This is a genomic window from Solibacillus sp. GQ1 (assembly GCF_059758555.1).
In genome coordinates, this window is record NZ_JCAXEX010000001.1 from 1,305,677 (window position 1) to 1,325,774 (window position 20,098).

Sequence of the window (20,098 nt, forward strand, 5' to 3'; positions counted from 1 at the left end):
TAGTGCCACTTGAAATTTCAAACGGCACTACCTTATTAAACTATTATTATTTATTAAACTGTTCCATTAATAGACGATAGCTGTTCAGGCGCTGATCAATCGTATATAAATTACAGTTTATCATCGCTTCGTCAAAGCCATAGTATTCCTGTTCTTCTCTAATCTGATTCGCTACTTCCTCAGCAGAGCCGATCAGCATAAGCGGACGGTTTTGCTCCAGAAGCATTTTATCCATCTCAGTAAGCGGGATGTCATTCGCTTCTTCAGGAGAAAGCACGTTTATAATCTTTCCGCGCATTAAGTTAAGACGACTGATCTGCATCGGCATTGATAAGTATTCCGCTTCTTCAGCCGTTTCAGCTACACTGATTGCATAGGTAGTAATAATTTGCGGCTGTTCCATGAAGTACGAAGGCTGGAAACTGTTACGGTATGCATCGAATATCCCTTTAGACATTTGTCCATTGAAGAACTGGGCAAAGGAATAGCCCACACCCGCTTCACCCGCTTTTTTCGCACTTTGTCCGCTTGATCCAAGCAGCCAGCTTTGCGGAAGCTGTATTTTGAAAGGAGCGGCTACAACATTATCATAAACCGCTTCACCTGTACGCTGTTCATTCATTAATTGTAAAATGACTTCGAGTTTATCATATTGTTCCGTCAGATCAGGTCTGCGTCCACTTGCAAGCGCGGTCATTGCGGGCATATCCCCGCCAGGAGCGCGGCCTGCGCCAAAATCAATGCGTCCCGGTGCCAATGCAGCCAATGTTTTGAAAACTTCTGCCACTTTATACGGGGAGTAGTGCATCATCATAATGCCGCCCGTTCCGACACGGATACGCTCTGTTTTCGCAGCTATATAAGCAGCTGTTACTTCAGGCGCAGAGCTTGCCAGTGTTGTTGTATTGTGATGTTCTGCAAACCAGATTCGTTCATAACCGTGCTCATCACCAAGTTGGGCAAGCTTCACTGCATTAGCTAGTGCATCGGTTGATGTCATGCCTTTGGAAATAGGTACTTGATCTAATATACTAAGTTTCATTGAAATTCACCTCAACTGTTCGTTACAGTTTACGATAACGAATTGAACGGCAAATGTAAAATTATTGGCCTCTCGTATAGGCCTTAATGATTGCAAGACGTTCGCGAATACGTGATTTTGTGTTGATGACTTTTGGAGTAGGGGCTGCGACCACATCTGCCTTTAGACCGAGTTTTCGGGCAAGAATTGTTGCACGTTTCAAGTGGAAATCATTTGAAATAATCGTGATGCTCGTTGTATTTTCGGGCAACAGTTTTTTTGCGAACAACAAATTTTCATAAGTCGATGTAGACTGATCTTCCAATAAGACCCTATCTTCAGCAATCCCGTGTTCGATTAAATAGTCTGCCATAACCGACGCTTCTGTACGATCTTCATCAGCACCCTGGCCACCTGTAACAATCGCTTTTAAAGTGGGATATTTTTGCAGATAATCCACTGCCGCATCTAAACGGTTTTTTAATGACAGGGAAGGGATGCCACCTGGTTTTACTTTTGCGCCTAAAATGACAACATATTCATTTGAACCGTCTGCCTCATTTTTTAACGCTGCTTTCATTTCATAGTCAAGCCAGTAGAAAATTAACACGAGTATAATTAGAATAAATAATAGTGCGAAAATAATTCTTTTCAAAAAAATCCCCCCTTTATGTAGTATACGATGCATAAAGGGGGAATGTTTCGCTATTGCGGAACAATTATGAAATGGCTTCTTTTTCTTCTCGGATGACTCTGCGCTGTTGTCGTACTTGTACGGATAAGTAGTTGATATAGCGGATAAAGACGTAAAATACAATTATTGCAGAGAATGTTAATTGAAAATAAAAATACGTTTCCAGCCAGCTTGTCGACATCCCATTTTGCTCGAAATAATGAATGACACCATAAGTGGCAGTCGCAGAAATAACTAATGGGAATGTAAAGGCAGCATAGCTTGGATAAAAAGGCAGCTGTAATGCACTCGGTAATTTCGAGAGTACTAAAAGATACAATATTTGCGCGACAATGAATAATGTCAAAACAATACCGAAATGACTTTCAAACTGCTGGAAATAAGCAGCTAAACTGATCGAAGCGGGTGCAGTTAAAATCGTAAGCATCGGAATCGTAGGCTCCGGCAAATCTTTTCTAATAAATACACGGAAAATAAGAATCGGTACTAACACAATAAAAGCGCATATCGCAAAAATAACAATCGCTTTTGTGAATAGGCCTGAAAGATCACTCGCTGTTAAAGGCAGAACCGCTGTTCCGACAAACATAATAAGCCAGCTTGGATAAATATCCGAAATCGTAATCCGTTTTTTCCAAATAAATGTTCGAATAAAATAAAAGATAATAAAAATTTGAGTCGTTGCAGCAAGAATCCAGATCATATGTATAACGAATTCGCTTATACCGTAATAGTGCAAACCACTACTTATCGATAAAGTCCCCATCGTAAAAGTGGGGGATACTGACGCAATAATCGGATTTTGCATTTCTGCAAGGATACTGGAAAACGCAAAAATCAGTTTTCCAATGATTAATAGAAATAAAAAGATTCCTATAAAAAAACAGACATGACCGAAAGCGGCTTTGTCCATACTTAAAAATAAATTTCCCAATGAAACCAGTCCGAGCATTAGCCCGCTGATTGGAATTGGGACGACTTGAAATAAATTTCTCACGATGGCCTCCAAAATATAACAACAATGTGCACAAACTATGAAAATATACATGAAATGTACACATTGTTTCTACTAAATCCATTCTACTGCGTAATTTTTAATCCGACAACCGCAATAATAATAAACGAAATAAATAGAATTCTCTTCCAGTCTTTGGATTCGTTATAGATAAACATCCCTACAAGGGTGCCGCCGACTGTACCAATTCCTGTCCATACAGCATAAGCAACTCCCATAGGCAATTCCTTCATTGCCATTGAAAGGAGTGAGAAACTGAAAATAAAGGAACCGATTAGAAATGAATAGGAGCCGAGTGACTTTTTCTGGGCAACTTTGTTCATTCCGATGACACCACCGACTTCAAAAAGTCCGGCAAAAATTAAATAAACCCAAGCCATTATGCATCCCTCGTTTCTTCCGGTTCATTTGAAATGAGTTTCAACCCAATAACACCGATTAATAATAATCCGATAAATCCTATTTTCGTTAAGCTAAAGGGCTCGTTGAAAATGACCGTTTCCGCTATGACTGTACCGGCCGTACCAATTCCCGTAAATACCGCGTAAACGGTAGCGACCGGCAGTTTCTCTGTTGCGATGATTAAAATATAAAATGATACAACGATCAATGCGGCAACGCCGACCCATAGCCACACTGTATTTGCGTATTTCAGTCCCATTGCCCAAACAATTTCAATGATGCCTGCCAATAGGACGAGTATCCAGTATTTTGTCATGATGTCTACACCTCAGCTCTTATTCCTCTGTAAAATATTGTCCATCCAGCCTGCAAACGCTTTTCACAACGTTCACTGCCACCATATAGCATTTCGACATAAAGGCTATCAAGCAATGCCAAAAAACCAATTGCTGCTTTATTTGCAGAAACGGACAATTTTTGTTCTTTTAAATAATCCGTGAACAGCCTTTCTAATTCGTCTAAATAGATGTAGGTTTGTTCACTTAATAGCTGCTCCAAATGCTGTGGCATTAAGAAAATCGAACGCATGAAAAATTTAGTTTCCGCAATGGATTCAAAGCGTTGTGGAAAAGACTGCAGAAATGGCAGCAATACTTTTTCGACAGAAAGTTGTTGATGCTTTTCGATAAATTCTTTTGCAAATAACAGTTCAGCTTCCATTGCCTGTTTCGAAATTGATAAATAGAGCGCATCTTTACTTTTAAAATACGTATAGATCGATTGTTTCCGTATTCCTACTTCTTCTGCGATCTGGGCCAGTGATCCGCCACTGTATCCGTGTTCGCTGAAATTAAGCAGAGCGGCTTGTATTATTTTCTCTTTAGTCACAATATCACCTTCCTGACGTTCGTAAGGTAAGAGTAACAAAAATTGTTTGCGATTGCAAACGAGTTGGATTACAGTGGTTAAAAAGAGGTGAGGACATGGAGCGTTGCAGTTGGGTCAAGCTGGATGAACCTGTATATGTGAAATATCATGACGATGAGTGGGGCGTGCCCGTTTATGACGACCGGAAGTTGTTTGAAATGCTTTGTCTTGAAGGGGCACAGGCAGGCTTAAGCTGGCTGACAATATTAAAAAGAAGAGAAGGGTATTTGGCGGCATTTGATCAGTTCGACGCGGAAAAGATTGTACAATATGATGAAGAAAAACTTGAAGCATTAAGAAATGACGAACGCATTATCCGCAACCGGCTGAAAATCAAAAGTGTTGTCACGAATGCAGAAAGCTTTTTGGCTATTCAAAGACAATATGGCTCCTTTTCGAATTATATTTGGTCTTTTGTCGACGGCAAGCCGGTGATCAATTCATGGGAATCATCCGCACAAGTACCTATTACGACAGAAACAAGCGATCGTATGAGCAAGCAACTGAAAAAAGACGGATTCAAATTTGTCGGCAGCACAATATGCTATTCCTATATGCAGGCAGTTGGCATGGTGAATGACCATACAACGAATTGCCACTGTTTCAAAAGGTAAAAGAGGGGGCGGGCTCCAACAGGAAACGAATGCGGAGTTTCTAACCCCAGTTTTTAGAAATAATCGATTTGAGGATTATATAGCCCGAAGTGAGGATTATTTTGCCGGAACTGAGGATTATATTTTGGATCAGCATAATTTAACCAGATAACTTTTAAAACAGGCTGTAGCAGAAGTTTAAGGTACATTCGGTTCTGCAGATATTAAAACAGCCTTTTTACTTTTCTTGACTTCGTAATTAAAAAAATATTCTTTCTCTACTTCAAAAGAATAATCATTAGTTTTTGGAATAACGAGTTCTTTTGTTTCTCCACCCCAATTTTGAATGATAATCGAATTCTCCTTAATTTCCTTCACAGTAGCAAACTCTGCAACTACAGTATTGCTGCAACCAAACCAAATAATAACAGGAACAATGAGTAATAAAAGTAGTTTTTTCAAAATTATCTCCTCTGTATGGATTTTACTAATTTATTTACGCATTCACGTTAAATAAAATTAGAACAATAAATGTTGAAAAAGGGATACAGTTAATAGAATTGCCGATAAAGTTCCTGCGGATAATAAAGTGATCATCTTTCGTTTGTTCACCGCTTTTGTAGGCTTTGTAGCTTCTTTAGATACAGTAATCCATATCATAGTTGAAACTATGGCTAGTATTATTAGAGCATCATTGGACATAAATAGTTCCTCCCCAGTAATTCTAGTTTTTTATCGCTTGTTCTACATATGCTAAAAAATTTTTATAGTTGGATTTACCATCAAAATATTGCTTCACTTCATAAATGGGACACAATATGTGATCCAATTTTTTAGAATAAAGAACAGATTCATCGTCTACACTCAATCCATAATTATTTAGATGTTCGGTATTTTCTTGAATCGAATTAAAATCAAACCAGCGATATTGCCCGTCTTTGTGATTTTTAATTACTTCGCCTAAATAGGCACCAATACGTGTGATGAAATTTTCTGAATGCTCTTTCAAAAGCTGCTGTCCAAATTCTGTATGGATTAACCGTTCAGCATACTCATTAACGAGACGAACACTATCTATTGAAAAATCCAAATTAGCTTTCGTTAAATGTTCCTGATCCCATTGATCTGGTGAAACATCTTTAAATAACAATTCCGCATTAGATTTCTTACCATTTTTAATTAGTTTGGGCTTTAAGAAAAACACAGTTCCCACCTCATCCTGAATTTGACATGTTGACTCCAATTATATCAGATATACATAAAAAAAAGACAAAACATATTAGTCGCTCTAAAAATGTTTTGTCTTTTCTCTGTTTAGTTTTCCCTTACTTCACAAGCATTGCAGGGCATTGGACGCGCTTCATCACTTTATGTGATACGCTGCCTAGCACCATTTCCTGCAGGCTGTTTAAGCCGCGGCTGCCGATCACCACTAAATCCACATTTTGCGTGTTGGCAAATTTGATGATTTCAGGTCCTGGTGAGCCGTGAATGATTTCCACCTTATAATGGACTTGATTCCCGTTGAACAGTTCCTCGATTGGCACGAGCTTTCGACGACGTTCCATGTAAAGACTTTCGATGGAGCTTGAATGCAATACATCCGTTTTCGCTTTTTCCATATCAATGATAAAGATGATTGTCACCAATGTTTCAGCATTTATTTGGGCTATTTTTAAAGCTTCTTTTGCTGCACGTATCGAGTTTTGCGAACCATCAGCGGCCAGTAAAATATGTTGATACATAAGCCACCTCCTAATCGATTAATGTCGTACCGGTTAACTTCTTCAATAGCTGTTTACTTGACTCATCAATATTCAAGTAGGTTACTTCTATATTTTTCGCTTTCAACTGGTCTTTCACCTTCATTAAAGCACCGATTGCCGAATCATCCCACACTTTACATAGTGAAAAATCGATGACAATTGATGACTGCTCATTTTGAACCGTTTTGAAATAGTCGATAAATCCTTCTGTTGAAGCGAAGAATAGTTGCCCTTTGACAAAGTATGTTTTCCCTTGCTTTGAAATACTTACACGTGAGATTTCGTTGACGAAAAACAGTGCACTGACAATAATACCGGCTACAACACCTAACGCTAAGTTATGTGTATACAGGACAACCGCGATTGTCAGAAGCATTACAAACACATCTTTTTTCGGTGCTGTCACAGCATATTTGAATGATTGCCAGTCAAATTGGGTAATACATACAACAACCATTACACCAGCAAGTACCGGCATTGGAATTTGAACGACATAATCGCCCAGAACGAGTATTAAAAACATTAAAAATACACCAGCAACAAAAGTGGAGAGTCGGCCACGTGCGCCGGATTTTACGTTAATCACGGATTGTCCGATCATCGCACAGCCGGCCATACCACCGAAGAAACCGTTAATAACATTGGCAATCCCTTGTCCGCGCGCTTCTTTATTTTTATCACTTTCAGAAGCCGTCATATCGTCCAAAATTGATGCTGTCAATAATGATTCGACCAATCCGACAACAGCTAAAGCCAACGAATAAGGTAAAATAATCATCAACGTTTCTAAGTTAAACGGAATATCCGGAATTAAAAATGTTGGCAGTGATTGTGTAATTGTTCCCATATCTCCGACTGTATTTAAATTAAAGCCTGAATAAATGGCTACTGCCGATAAAATTACAACAGCAATAAGAGGGGCAGGGATCCCTTTAATGACAAAAGGGATTGCGTAAATAAGTGCAATTGTCGCAAGCAGGAATGCCCAAGTAACGAAGTCGCCACCAATAAAGTGCGGTGTTTGAGCCATGAATACTAAAATCGCTAATGAGTTAACAAAACCGATCATGACTGCATTTGGAATAAACTTCATCAGGCGTGCTATTTTCAGCATTCCGAAAATGATTTGGATAATTCCAGTTAAAATCGTTGCAGCGAGTAAATACTGCAACCCATGGTCTTTTACAAGCGAGACGATAACGAGGGCCATCGCTCCTGTTGCAGCGGAAATCATCGCAGGACGACCACCGACAAAGCTGATTGTTACAGCGATTACAAATGAGGCATAGAGTCCGACCATCGGATCTACACCGGCTAAAATAGAAAAAGCAATTGCTTCAGGGATGAGGGCCAGTGCGACAACAAGTCCTGCCAGCACATCTGAGCGTACATTCCCAAACCATTGCTCACGGATATTGTACATATATTGTGTAGCTCCTTTTAAATATTCTTCTACTATAATAGCACGCAAATCATGCCCGGCAATAGCAACATTATGATGAAATTTAATTCCCTCTATAAATTTTCCGTGTGTTAATACCTAGTCAGCGTTGTATTGATTAAGTATGAGGAACCAATTATTTCGATTTTCGTAATTACTTCTCCACATGGAAATCACTGCGTTTATAATAGAATAACAATTGTTTGTAAAGGAGTGACCCGTATGACTGAGCGATTCAGCGAACAGCTAAACAACTTTGATGAACATAATCCGTTGGAACAATTAATTGAACGGTTAAAACCTTTGCATAGTATTCTGTCTCAAAATAGTTATGTAAAAGATACGACATCCCGTTTAAAACAGATTATAGATGATGCTGACAGTCAGCCAATCGTGCTCTTTCTAGGAAAAGAGCGGGTTGGGAAAACGACAGTAATCAACAGTTTAATCGGCAGAAATCTGCTGGAAGACCGCCCCACAGAACCGACGAGGACCAATACATTTTTAAAATACGGTAATGAGGAATATATAAAAGCTGTATTTTTAAATGGAATGGTAGTGACATTTGATATTGCCAACCTTTCACTATTCACCATTTCAAATACGGAAAGTGCACAAATAATTCGTAAGCACCTGGATTATTTGGAAGTGTATATAACTTGCGAGCTGTTAAAGAAAGTGACAATTGTTGACTCGGTTGCGCTGGAAGCAGGCGCAAATAATACAGCATACTTTTCACCAGCTCTATTACAGCGCTGTAATGAAGTTTTCTGGGTATTGCAAGCGGGTTCACCTGCTACGGAAGCAGAATTGAATTTTATCGAAAAGCTGAACAAAATGGGAATTACTGCTCATTTAGTCGTAAACGGGATTGACCAGGTAGATGGGGAAGTGGAAAACTTTCTTGATATGGAGAAAGAACGTTACGGCTATTTTATAGGAGAGGATGTACCAGTATCGGCTTTACAGGCCCAGGAAGCACGTAATACGAACAGCACACAGCTGCTTATTGATTCACGCATTACACAGCTGTCACAACTGATGTTCCAGTTAATTGATAACAAGCAAAAAAAGACGCGACATATAACAGAGCGGTTTATACAATGGCTGGAACGTCTCCGTATAGAAATTAATACAATTCCTGCAAGAGAACCGTATATTTCGGCATTTGAATATGTCATACAGCATCAAAGTGATTTTCATAGTGATGCAGCTCAATTACAAAAGGATAAAGCGCTCATCGACTCTCTTGACAAACAATATGAATCGGTTAGTAAAGTGTTCAAAGAAGTACAAACTCTTTTTCAGCTTTTACAGACACTGAATGGCCATTCCTATTTACGCGATCCAATCATCGATATGTATGAGGAAATGGCGGTACTTTATCAAAAAAATGTACGTGATTACCGAAAATTGCATGTAGAATATTCAATGGAATATGGACAACTTGAAAAGCAGTTCAAAAAACAAACGGGGACGTCGCTCAAATTCCCGTTAGAAGAGAGTGAACTTACACCGTTTTTGTCCGAGCATATTCAAACGTTAAATAAAGTCCAAAAAAATTGTGAACAAAAACTGGTGCTCATTAAAAAATACGAACAATTTGTACTGGAAAAACTGGATTCAGTACAAAGTCGTCTGAACGAGCTGGTGGAAAACCAATTATTATCAATACACAATCAGTTAAACGAATTGGAATCGAAACGCATTCGTGAACGGGCCAACATGACAGCCTCTGTAAATAAACTGGCCGAATTCAATTGCATTGCCGAAGCACAAAGCTTTATAAAAGATGCACTAGAGCCTCTTTTATTGGAAAGAGTACTGCCGATTAAAGAGCAGGAAAAAATGCAAATTCAACAGACGATTAATCATCTTGTTACGGTTGATTTTACGTATGAAACACCAATTGCAACAGAACCGGATGAAATATTGGAACCGCTGAATTTGAAAGAAAAATATCAACTGTTTGAGCTGCGGTTAACCGAAGAAGATATTATCTCGGATATTCCGGAATTACCTGAAAAAATCGAATTTTAAAAAATTGGCTGCGCGGGATTTTTAACTCGTGCGGCCATTTGCTTTTTAAGGGAGTGCTGCGAATTCCTTGTAAACAATAGCCTTTCCAATGCAAAGTTTTTATGAGAAAATTGTACTCGCAGAAAGGAAGTATTTAAATGAATACAATTTTTAAACCTCATGATGAATGGGAACCATATATTGATATCGACCAACATGGTAAGCTAACTTTATCTAATATAGAGTTTACGACAACAAACTTATGTAATATGAGATGCTCTCATTGTGCAGTAGGATATACGTTATTGACAAAAGAATTACCGGCCATCCCGGCAGATGAAATTATTCGTAAACTGGAAGAGGTTGAAACGTTACGAACAATGAGTTTTACAGGTGGAGAACCACTATTAACTAAAAAGGGAATTAAGGATAACCTGTTACCGCTATTGAAATATGCGAAGAGCAGGGGGATAAAGACACAAATCAACTCCAACCTTACATTACCGATGTCTCATTATGAGCTGGTTGCACCTTATTTAGATGTCATGCATATTTCGCACAACTGGTGTGATGAAAAGGAATTTGTTGAAACAGGATTCGCGATGATGGAAAAAACGCCGTCAGTTGAATATAGAGGGAACTTATATCGCAATATTTTTGACAATGCAAGAGAACTATCAAAAGGCGGCATGTTCGTTTCCGCAGAAACAATGTTAAACCGCAACACAGTGCCGTTTATGGAGAAAATCCACCATGAAGTAGCCAATGAAATGCTATGTAAACGACATGAGATTCACCCGATGTATGCAAGTGATTTTGCTGAAAGCTTAGAAACGATCGGTTTGGATGAATACAGAACAGTTATCAATGAAATCCTGGATTACAGAAATAAAGATATTTGGGTTTTATTCGGAACATTGCCGTTCTATCCGTGCAGCCGTGATGAGCGCGATATCGCATTAATCAACCGAATCAATAATGCATCGAATACAACAATGAGAAATGATGTTGACGGTCGTTCAAGAATGAACCTGAATATATTCTCAGGTGATATTTCGGTTACCGATTTCTCGGATGACGGTCAAGCATTCGGTAATATTAAAAATGAATCATTAACTCAAATCTATAAAAGATGGCTAGATTCAAATATTTCCAAATCGATCAATTGTCATTGTCCTGCGGTGAAATGTTTAGGGGCAAACGTCATAGTTAAAAACATGTATTATCCGTCTACTGAATTTGTCAGTGGGATTGTGAAATAAATAATTTAAATACAACAATCTATCCAGATGTGGGTAGATTGTTTTTTATTTTTTGTTTCACCAATACTAAAAAACCTACCTGCAACAGAAAAAGTCGCAGGTAGTAATGTCATTAGCTGATTTCATCAAGATTCGATGAAATTTCGCTGTTATTTTCACTGTAAAACTTTGAACCGAACGAGTTGTCGACCATTGTTTCGGACAGATAAATTTTCGAATAGTTGACCGCCTGGATGTTGAAATCAAACTTCGCATTTTGAATAATGCATTTCGAAGCATGGAGAACCGATTTGTTTTGTACAAATATATCGGATTCATGGCCTTCAATAATCTGTGTTGTGTTCAGCTCAACAGAAGATTCGGAGTCAATCCATAACTGGGAATACATATGATTGGAAATGAACGTATCCTGAATCAACGCCTCTGCATGGTTTTCAATTATTAAACCGTTCCGTTCACCTTCCATCAACTCGCTGTCTTTTAACACAAGAGAACTGTCATTGATGATGATTTGCGGCATTTTATGACAAGAAATTTGGCTTTCGATAATATGAACCGATGCATCTTTCATCGCCACAATCCCGTTCGTTTCGCCGCCGCTAATTTGGGAATGCTGAATTGTGGCATTCGTATTGCCGACCATTTCAATTTGAATTCCCGTGCCATCTTTCACAACCGATTCGGTTACTTCAAGTTCACATGCATCCATGACAAAGATACTTTTGCCGCCGATTAATTCGCTTTGGTAAATCGTTACCGTACTGTTATTTTTCCCGGCTATATGTGCTAGGTCATTATGATTGAAATGGCAATTGTCCACAGAAGTTTTCGCATGATTGACCGCTAAAATGCCATTGCCTTTATTATGGTGTACCGTCGTATTTAACAGGAATAATTCCGCTTCCATTACCGTTAGCGCCGCATTTTTATGACCTGTAATCGTACTGGAAACAATCGAACATGAAGCACCTTTTTCTGTATAAACTCCAATCTGTTTTCCTTCCTGAATTGTCGCATCTTTTATTGTACAAATGGAGTTATCAGTAATGAAAAGCTGCGGCAGCACATTATAGGCAAACACCGTACTATTGAAGTTTGCGACCGATTTTTCCTTTATATGAATCCCGACGCCTTGGCAGCTGTATACTTCACAGTTCGTCATATTTAGGAAAGACTCGAGCAACAGCTGGACATTTGCGATTTTATGAAAAGCAATCAATGTATTCTCGATCATTGCTTCAGAATAGTCCCGTAAAATAATACCGGATTCATTGCCGTATTGTATTTGGCAATCTGTCACGTTTAGGGAACTTCTTTGCAACCAGATTTGGGGAAGGTGGTGGTGTTGGATTGCTGTTTTCGTTAAATGAATGTTTGAATGGTCTGATGCATATATACCATTACCTTCGCCATGCAGAACTTCGCAGGCATCCATTTCCAATAGGGCATGGTCCTGGATAATGAGCTGTGTGCCGGAATGATGCTGGACTTTCACACGAGTTAAATATGCCCTTCCATGAGATTTAACCCAAAGTGCCTGATTCGCTTTTGAAAGGGTACAATCCGTTAAATGAAGCATTGAATTTTCCGCTAATATATGAACTTTTTTATTGTTTTCAAAGTGACAATGTTCAAACTGGGCTGCACTATTGTAAATCAATGTCACTGCCGCATCCGATGCATCCTTGAATGTTGTTTTTTCACAATGTAATGTTCCGCCGTTCATTGCTAACAGTACATTCGTACGTCCACCTTGAATTACACAGTTTTTTAATATAATTTTACCTTCGACATAAATTTGCGTTGTAGGTTGAATCGTCATGTTTTCAAATGTGACTGTCGCAGATTCAGCGATCACGATAGATCCTTTTAAGCAGACAGTTGCATCCTTTTGCGCTGCAACCGTTCTGTTTTCCTCAAAAGTTAAAGTTTCTTTATATGTCCCGGATGCAACGATAATTTCATCATGGCTCGTTGTTCGTTGCACTGCTTTTTGAATAGTTTTAATGCGTGAAAAAATTGAAGATGACACTCTTACTGCCGCCATACGATTCCTCCTACCAAACATGCTATATGTAATATGTTCACGTAAAATAACAAAATTAATCATTTGCAATTAAAATTGTGTAAAAACATGAAAATAATATTACCTTTGCTCTTACTAAAATAGTGCAAAGTCACCTGAAATATTCCTAGTTCTTTAAAGGAAGAAATATGACAGGCAAAAGGTTTAAAAAACGTACAGGAAGTGTAACGTTATTAGGAGAGGATTACATAAATGTGCGGGTAAACGGATTTACGTAAAAAGGGAAAGGTGGTCAATCAATGTGTGAACAGCTGCAAACGATCCGTCAGCAACTGAATGAATGTTTTTATGATCGGGAAGAAGAAATTGAAGCCTTATTAATTGCCCTATTATCACGGCAGCACCTTTTATTTATCGGTCCAGCGGGGACGGGGAAAAGTGTGTTATCGTCCATGCTTGGTTCAATTGTTGAAGGGAGTCATTGTTTCCAGCATTTATTGACGCCTTTCAGTACACCTGAAGAATTGTTTGGTGTGCTTTCTTTAAAAGATTTGGAGCAGGGAATTTATAAACGGAATGTGACTAATATGCTGCCGGAAGCCCATTTTGCGTTTATTGATGAAATCTTTAAAGCAAACTCCGCGATTTTGAATTCACTGCTGACACTAATCAATGAACGAATTTATTATAACAACGGGGTTCCGATTGCTTCTCCACTTTTGACGATGGTCGGTTCATCCAATGAATATATCGAAGAAGGGGAAGGGCTGGAGGCATTATTCGACCGTTTTTTGCTGCGCTATGAAGTTAATTATATTCGCGAAGAAGAAGCCTTTATTGCAATGTTAAAGGACGATAGCGAAAAGGAAGTAACGAAAATAACATTGGACGAGCTTTATGAACATCAGCAAAAGACGAAACAGATTGCGATTTCAGATACGATTTTTAAAGTACTTGCTAAAATTAGGCAGGCGCTTCAAGATGAAGGCATTCGTCCGTCCGATCGACGTTTTAAACAGTCACTGTCAGTTTTAAAAGCAAAAGCGTATTTAGACGGGCGGACAGAAGTGATCCGGGAAGACTTGCCGATTTTGACGAATATTTTATGGGAAACGGTTGAACAAAAATCATTAACAGAACAAACCATTAAAGAAGTGGCCTTTGATACGGTCGAAGCGTTTATTCACAGGACATCGACAGAGTTTGAGATGATTATTTTAACTGCGAGAAATGCGATGCTTCAAAAATCCCCGTTTGCCAAATCGGAGCTGAGTCAACTGCTCCTGCAAGGGAAAACATTATTTATGGAAGTACAAAATATGAGCCGTCAAATCCCGAGTCGTCCGGAATTAAACAGTCTCAAAACGGAAATGCATAAACAATTACTTCGAATAACTTCAGATGTTATCGGGTTTTAAAGAATACAGAAGGTGGGATGCTCTTTGAGTGAGAACATACATGTAATCTACAGCCGAACTGTTTTTGAGGGGAGCACTGAGCAAAAGACACGGTTTAACGAATTGTTGAAAATGGCCACTTTGTTGAATGACAGCAGCATTGCAGGGGAAAAAATTGTTCCCGGCTTTACGAATATCATCGGGGATTGCTGGCATGCTTTCTATTATAAAGCACCTGTACTAAATAAAAATGCAAAGCAACTGGACAAAATGCAATATGATTTTATGAAAGAGCTGCTGAAAAATGAAGAGTACATCCAATGGCATGAGCTGACAAAAGGTGACGAGCTGTTAAGTGTCCTTACTTCCGTCAGCATTGCAGAACAGCTTCTTAAAAGCTTTCAATATTATGAGGAACAGAAAAACCCATTTCAGATCGAGCAACTGGAAGCCTTTCAAAATCAGCGACAAAGCCCGAATATGACAAACGATTTACCGGAAAAAAGGGAATATTTAAAGCAGTTATCGAAAACGTCTATCGGCATGATGCTGCAGCAAAACAAAAAGAATATTCATCATACAAAAACAGCAGTCATGAAAGTCGGGACGATGGACGGCAAAAAAATGGATCAAGTTCCTTTAAGCGATCAGTTTAAACTGGCGAGAATGATTAGCGAGCGAAAGGAATTGCATAAAATTGCCGAATTAGTCGGCCGTTTTAAAAAAATTGCGACAAGAAAGCAGAAGTCTAAACAAGACGAGACGATTCAGCATCAATCGGTGACTTTTGGTCATGAGCTATCCCGATTGTTGCCGGCTGAATTGGGCAACTATATGTTAGGATATAGCAAGCTCGATTTTTTAAAGCGGTTAAGCGAGCAGCAAACACTCGTTTTTAATAAGAAGGGGAAAGATCGTCAAGGAAAAGGACCGATTATTGTATGCATGGATGAAAGCAGTTCCATGACATCAATTAAAGCCCAAAGTAAGGCGTTTTGTATTGCCTTGCTGAACATCGCTAAAAAACAGAAAAGAGATTTTGCGATTATTCCTTTTGCAACAAATGTGGGGGAAATTAAATTTTTCCGAAAAGGTCAGGCAAAGACGCAGGACCTCATTCAGTTCAGTGACAGCTTCATCGGTGGCGGTACAAATTATGAGCTGCCATTACGTGAAGCATTGAAGCTATTAAAGAAAAGCGAATTTAAAAAAGCGGATTTGCTGTTCGTAACAGACGGGTCCAGCTTTTTACCATCACGTTTTATAGAGGAATTTGCACACACAAAAAAGCTGAAGCAATTTGAATGTACTTCCATAGTTTTAACAAATTTATTCAATACCGTCGATCTGAATGTTGTCGAGCGCTTCTCGGATCGTGTTATTGAAGTAAATGAATTATTTGAAGCAGAAGATGCATTTGTTTTATAAAAACGGGTATATTCAGAAGGTGTGCGTCTATTAGAAGAGCTTTTACCTAGTCAAATGATCATACGTCTCTTACAATATTGTTATGCATTTGGTTAGGAGGCGTCTTTTTGTTAGTGGAGGATTATGAAAAGTTTTTTGAAATGACGACGGAAGAGCGAAAACAATCTATTCAGGAGCACCCGTCGATACTGAATGATATACTGGAGACAATCGGTCATGAAGAAGCAGCAATCCGTGACCAGCTGAATTACCGCCTGTTCATTTTGCTGTTGTCGGAAAATGCACTCGGTGAGACAGTTATTGCCGATTTTGTGAGCAAACTTTCTTCAACAGACGGATTACTTTATAAAGTTGGCGAAAAGGGGACATCTTCTGTTTTTCAGCGTTCCTATGCGGCTCTTTATTTAGCGGCAATCGTGAATGCGGATCGACAGCTTGTCATTTTATCGAGTGAGCAGTTGGAGCTCCTTGCACAAAATGCGGTGGCGCTATTAACGAAGGAGCAGGATTTGCGAAGCTTCGTCGATCCGAAGTCGGGCTGGGCGCATAGCGTTACAAATACAACGGAGTTAATTAACGCCATTATTGCGCATCCGCTTTATCCGATTCGCTTTACGGCTCAAATATTGCAGGCAATCCGCGCAAATATTTGGAAGGGCTATGTATTTGTCGATGATGAAGAAGAACGTTTCTGCAATATCATTCAGGCATTGTTAGCTAAAAACATCGACGAAGAACTGTTTATAGAATGGTTTGAACAGCTGTTTGACCAGCTGGAAATGGTCGCCTATGAGCGCGGCTATGATGCACTTTGGTTTAAAGCTAGAACAAACCAGCTGAACATGGCAAAAACGCTCTACTTTTATTTGAAATTTGCCAATCGGAATGAAAAATTGCGCAGTATTGTGTCCACGCTCATTCAGCGCTGGCTCAAATTAAACTAGTAACATTATTTTAGTACAATAATATATTTAAATTTATTCAAATTTATACACATATGTACTAAAAAATATGCCATTTAAAATACAATCTGAAATTGTTGAGGAATACTGTGTGAGAAGAACTTTCTGACAAAGTAGGATTTCTGAAGGTATTGCAGAAGAAAAGGGCATTTCCGATAGGTCATAATTTTAACTTATCGCAAAAGATAATAATAATGCAATTTACTTATGTTTGAATGTGCGCTATTATTGACTGTGGAGAAAAGAGCATTACAACCTTTTCAATTAAGAAAAACTAGGGGGAACACAACATGGCAAACTTACACAACAGTCGTTCGACTTTTGAAGTTAACGGTAAAACTTATAACTATTTCCGTTTAGCTGCAATTGAAGAAGCTGGTATCGCAAAAGTATCACGCCTACCTTATTCAATTAAAGTATTATTAGAATCAGTATTACGTCAATACGATAACTATGTAATTAAAGACGAGCACGTTAATGAATTAGCTAACTTCGGTAATCACAATGCAGATGCTGAAGTACCATTCAAACCTTCTCGTGTAGTATTACAAGACTTCACTGGTGTTCCAGTAGTAGTTGACTTAGCTTCATTACGTTCTGCAATGAAAGAAATGGGTGGAGACCCAGCTAAAATCAACCCTGCAATTCCGGTTGACCTTGTAATTGACCACTCAGTACAAGTAGACAAATACGGTAACGCAGCAGCATTACAAGCGAACATGGATTTAGAGTTCGAGCGTAACGCTGAACGTTATAACTTCTTAAAATGGGCTCAAACTGCTTATGATAACTTCCGCGCTGTACCACCAGCAACTGGTATCGTACACCAAGTTAACTTAGAGTATTTAGCTCCAATCGTTCACGTTAACGAAACAGAAGAAGGTTTAGTAGCATTCCCTGACTCAGTAGTAGGTACTGACTCTCACACAACTATGATCAACGGTATCGGTGTTCTAGGTTGGGGTGTTGGTGGTATTGAAGCTGAAGCTGGTATGTTAGGTCAACCATCTTACTTCCCAATTCCTGATGTTATCGGTGTTAAATTAGTAGGCGAATTACCAAACGGTACTACAGCTACTGACTTAGCATTAAAAGTAACTCAAGTATTACGTGCTCGTGGTGTAGTAAACAAATTCGTTGAGTTCTTCGGACCTGGCGTACCTGGTTTACCACTAGCTGACCGTGCTACAATCTCAAACATGGCTCCAGAATATGGTGCTACTTGTGGTTTCTTCGCAGTTGACGAAGAATCATTAAACTACATGCGCTTAACTGGCCGTGACGAAGAGCACATTGCTGTTGTTGAAGCTTACTTAAAAGCTAACGACATGTTCTTCAACCCGGACTTAGAGCCTGTTTACACTGATGTTTTAGAAATTAACTTAGCGGACATCGAAGCTAACCTTTCTGGTCCTAAGCGTCCACAAGATTTAATTCCTTTAACTGAAATGAAACGTGTTTACCGTGAATCAGTAGTAGCTCCACAAGGTACTCAAGGTTTCGGTTTAACTGAAGAAGAATTCTCTAAAACATCTACTGCTAAATTTGCAGAAGGTGACGTAGAAATTCCTGCAGGTGCTGTAGCAATCGCTGCCATCACTTCTTGTACAAACACATCTAACCCATACGTATTATTAGCTGCTGGTTTAGTTGCTAAAAAAGCGGTTGAGTTAGGAATCAAACCTGCTAAGTGGGTTAAAACTTCTTTAGCTCCAGGTTCTAAAGTAGTAACTGGTTACCTAGAAGAGTCTGGTTTACAAGACTACTTCGACCAAATCGGTTTCAACACTGTAGGTTACGGTTGTACAACATGTATCGGTAACTCAGGTCCGTTATTACCAGAATTAGAAGAAGCAATCAAATCAAACGATTTATTCGTAACTTCTGTATTATCAGGTAACCGTAACTTCGAAGGCCGTGTACACCCATTAGTAAAAGCTAACTTCTTAGCTTCACCACCATTAGTTGTTGCTTACGCTTTAGCTGGTACTGTAGATATCGATCTACAAAAAGACGCAATCGCTGTAACTCCAGAAGGCAAAGAAGTATTCTTCGCTGATATCTGGCCATCAACTGAAGAAGTTAACGAAGTATTAAATAAAGTTGTTACTCGTGAATTATTCCAAAAAGAATACGAAACAGTATTCACTGCTAACGAAGCTTGGAATGCAATCGAAACTTCAACTGAAAACTTATATACTTTCGATGTTAAATCAACTTACATCCAAAACCCACCATTCTTCACTGGTCTTTCTAAAGAGCCAGGTGCTATCCAAACATTAGCTGGAATGCGTGTAATGGCTAAGTTCGGTGACTCTATCACTACTGACCACATCTCTCCTGCAGGTGCAATCGGTAAAGATACACCAGCTGGTAAGTACTTAATCGAAAACGGTGTTGCAATCCGTGACTTCAACTCTTACGGTTCTCGTCGTGGTAACCACGAAGTAATGATGCGCGGTACATTCGCTAACATCCGTATCCGTAACCAAATCGCTCCAGGTACAGAAGGTGGTTTCACTACTTACTGGCCAACAGGCGAAGTTGAGTACATTTACGATGCTTGCATGAAGTACAAAGAAGCAGGTACTGGCTTAGTAGTATTAGCTGGTAACGACTACGGTATGGGTTCATCTCGTGACTGGGCTGCTAAAGGTACATTCTTACTAGGCGTTAAAACTGTAATCGCACAATCTTACGAGCGTATTCACCGTTCTAACTTAGTAATGATGGGCGTATTACCATTACAATTCATGGCTGGCGATTCAGCTGAAACTTTAGGATTAAAAGGTGACGAAACAATCGACGTTAACTTAACTGATGATGTTAAACCACGTGATATCCTAACTGTTACTGCAACTTCTCCAGAAGGAAAAGTAACTGAGTTCAAAGCGTTAGCTCGTTTCGACTCTGAAGTAGAAGTAGACTACTACCGTCACGGTGGTATCCTACAAATGGTATTACGTGCTAAAGCTGCACAACAATAATTCCATTCTATAACATGAAAGACAAAGTCAATTTCGATTGGCTTTGTCTTTTTTTGTGTAAAAGGACCTAAAGAATGTATTTTTTGTTAAATAACAGTAAAATTTTCCGGAAAATGTGGAAATTTTTATAATATTTCGTTACTATCAAAAGGTAGGTT

Annotated in this window: 19 protein-coding genes; 7 read left to right on the forward strand and 12 right to left on the reverse strand. The window is 39.0% G+C overall.

The window, feature by feature from the left end:
* Positions 1 to 46: 46 nt before the first annotated feature.
* From AC6CH1_RS06465 to AC6CH1_RS06490, 6 genes are all read right to left on the reverse strand, one after another.
* Positions 47 to 1,042, reverse strand: a complete 996-nt coding sequence (locus AC6CH1_RS06465) for an LLM class flavin-dependent oxidoreductase (protein ID WP_251688105.1) — start codon at positions 1,040 to 1,042, stop codon at positions 47 to 49.
* Between the two features lie 61 nt (positions 1,043 to 1,103).
* Positions 1,104 to 1,676, reverse strand: coding sequence for a YdcF family protein (locus AC6CH1_RS06470; protein ID WP_251688104.1), 573 nt, complete (start codon positions 1,674 to 1,676; stop codon positions 1,104 to 1,106).
* 64 nt (positions 1,677 to 1,740) lie between these two features.
* Positions 1,741 to 2,712: a TDT family transporter gene (locus AC6CH1_RS06475; protein ID WP_251688103.1), complete on the reverse strand. Its 972-nt coding sequence runs from the start codon at positions 2,710 to 2,712 to the stop codon at positions 1,741 to 1,743.
* 83 nt (positions 2,713 to 2,795) lie between these two features.
* Entirely contained in the window at positions 2,796 to 3,110 is a 315-nt protein-coding gene (locus AC6CH1_RS06480; protein ID WP_251688102.1) for a DMT family transporter, read from the reverse strand.
* Positions 3,110 to 3,448, reverse strand: a complete 339-nt coding sequence (locus AC6CH1_RS06485) for a DMT family transporter (RefSeq protein ID WP_251688100.1) — start codon at positions 3,446 to 3,448, stop codon at positions 3,110 to 3,112. Before AC6CH1_RS06485 ends, AC6CH1_RS06480 begins: the two co-directional genes overlap by 1 nt.
* A gap of 5 nt (positions 3,449 to 3,453) precedes the next feature.
* Positions 3,454 to 4,020 (reverse strand): TetR/AcrR family transcriptional regulator, encoded by a 567-nt coding sequence (locus AC6CH1_RS06490; protein WP_251688098.1) that lies wholly within the window; start codon positions 4,018 to 4,020, stop codon positions 3,454 to 3,456.
* A 95-nt stretch (positions 4,021 to 4,115) separates the two neighbouring features.
* Here AC6CH1_RS06490 and AC6CH1_RS06495 point away from each other — a divergent pair, with 95 nt between their 5' ends.
* Positions 4,116 to 4,673 (forward strand): DNA-3-methyladenine glycosylase I, encoded by a 558-nt coding sequence (locus AC6CH1_RS06495; protein WP_251688096.1) that lies wholly within the window; start codon positions 4,116 to 4,118, stop codon positions 4,671 to 4,673.
* 177 nt (positions 4,674 to 4,850) lie between these two features.
* Here AC6CH1_RS06495 and AC6CH1_RS06500 read toward each other — a convergent pair whose 3' ends face one another.
* The 5 genes from AC6CH1_RS06500 to AC6CH1_RS06520 all read right to left on the reverse strand — a co-directional run bounded on the left by AC6CH1_RS06500 (position 4,851) and on the right by AC6CH1_RS06520 (position 7,841).
* Positions 4,851 to 5,114 (reverse strand): glycosyl transferase, encoded by a 264-nt coding sequence (locus AC6CH1_RS06500; protein WP_251688094.1) that lies wholly within the window; start codon positions 5,112 to 5,114, stop codon positions 4,851 to 4,853.
* Between the two features lie 57 nt (positions 5,115 to 5,171).
* On the reverse strand, positions 5,172 to 5,354 hold the full coding sequence (locus AC6CH1_RS06505) for a hypothetical protein (RefSeq protein WP_251688092.1): 183 nt from the start codon (positions 5,352 to 5,354) through the stop codon (positions 5,172 to 5,174).
* Positions 5,355 to 5,376: 22 nt separating this feature from the next.
* Positions 5,377 to 5,856, reverse strand: a complete 480-nt coding sequence (locus tag AC6CH1_RS06510; RefSeq protein ID WP_251688090.1) for a hypothetical protein — start codon at positions 5,854 to 5,856, stop codon at positions 5,377 to 5,379.
* A 121-nt stretch (positions 5,857 to 5,977) separates the two neighbouring features.
* On the reverse strand, positions 5,978 to 6,397 hold the full coding sequence (locus tag AC6CH1_RS06515; protein WP_251688088.1) for a universal stress protein: 420 nt from the start codon (positions 6,395 to 6,397) through the stop codon (positions 5,978 to 5,980).
* 10 nt (positions 6,398 to 6,407) lie between these two features.
* The gene (locus tag AC6CH1_RS06520; RefSeq protein ID WP_251690018.1) at positions 6,408 to 7,841 is read right to left on the reverse strand and encodes a SulP family inorganic anion transporter; all 1,434 of its coding nucleotides are present in this window, start codon (positions 7,839 to 7,841) and stop codon (positions 6,408 to 6,410) included.
* Between the two features lie 240 nt (positions 7,842 to 8,081).
* On the opposite strand from AC6CH1_RS06520, the gene AC6CH1_RS06525 reads away from it, so the two are divergent.
* Together AC6CH1_RS06525 and yfkAB are read left to right on the forward strand one after the other, a co-directional pair.
* Positions 8,082 to 9,899: a dynamin family protein gene (locus tag AC6CH1_RS06525; protein WP_251688086.1), complete on the forward strand. Its 1,818-nt coding sequence runs from the start codon at positions 8,082 to 8,084 to the stop codon at positions 9,897 to 9,899.
* Positions 9,900 to 10,036: 137 nt separating this feature from the next.
* Positions 10,037 to 11,140, forward strand: a complete 1,104-nt coding sequence (gene yfkAB / locus AC6CH1_RS06530; RefSeq protein ID WP_251688084.1) for a radical SAM/CxCxxxxC motif protein YfkAB — start codon at positions 10,037 to 10,039, stop codon at positions 11,138 to 11,140.
* A 112-nt stretch (positions 11,141 to 11,252) separates the two neighbouring features.
* Here the strand turns inward: yfkAB and AC6CH1_RS06535 are convergent, their stop codons facing one another.
* A complete protein-coding gene (locus tag AC6CH1_RS06535) occupies positions 11,253 to 13,187 on the reverse strand; it encodes a right-handed parallel beta-helix repeat-containing protein (RefSeq protein WP_251688082.1) in 1,935 nt (644 codons plus the stop codon).
* A gap of 278 nt (positions 13,188 to 13,465) precedes the next feature.
* Here AC6CH1_RS06535 and AC6CH1_RS06540 point away from each other — a divergent pair, with 278 nt between their 5' ends.
* From AC6CH1_RS06540 to acnA, 4 genes are all read left to right on the forward strand, one after another.
* Positions 13,466 to 14,584 (forward strand): AAA family ATPase, encoded by a 1,119-nt coding sequence (locus AC6CH1_RS06540; RefSeq protein ID WP_251688080.1) that lies wholly within the window; start codon positions 13,466 to 13,468, stop codon positions 14,582 to 14,584.
* A 24-nt stretch (positions 14,585 to 14,608) separates the two neighbouring features.
* Complete coding sequence (locus AC6CH1_RS06545; protein ID WP_251688078.1) at positions 14,609 to 15,991, forward strand: vWA domain-containing protein; 1,383 nt, start codon at positions 14,609 to 14,611, stop codon at positions 15,989 to 15,991.
* A gap of 113 nt (positions 15,992 to 16,104) precedes the next feature.
* Complete coding sequence (locus tag AC6CH1_RS06550; protein ID WP_251690017.1) at positions 16,105 to 16,935, forward strand: DUF2785 domain-containing protein; 831 nt, start codon at positions 16,105 to 16,107, stop codon at positions 16,933 to 16,935.
* A gap of 308 nt (positions 16,936 to 17,243) precedes the next feature.
* Positions 17,244 to 19,940, forward strand: a complete 2,697-nt coding sequence (gene acnA / locus AC6CH1_RS06555; protein ID WP_498316690.1) for an aconitate hydratase AcnA — start codon at positions 17,244 to 17,246, stop codon at positions 19,938 to 19,940.
* Positions 19,941 to 20,098 lie beyond the last annotated feature (158 nt).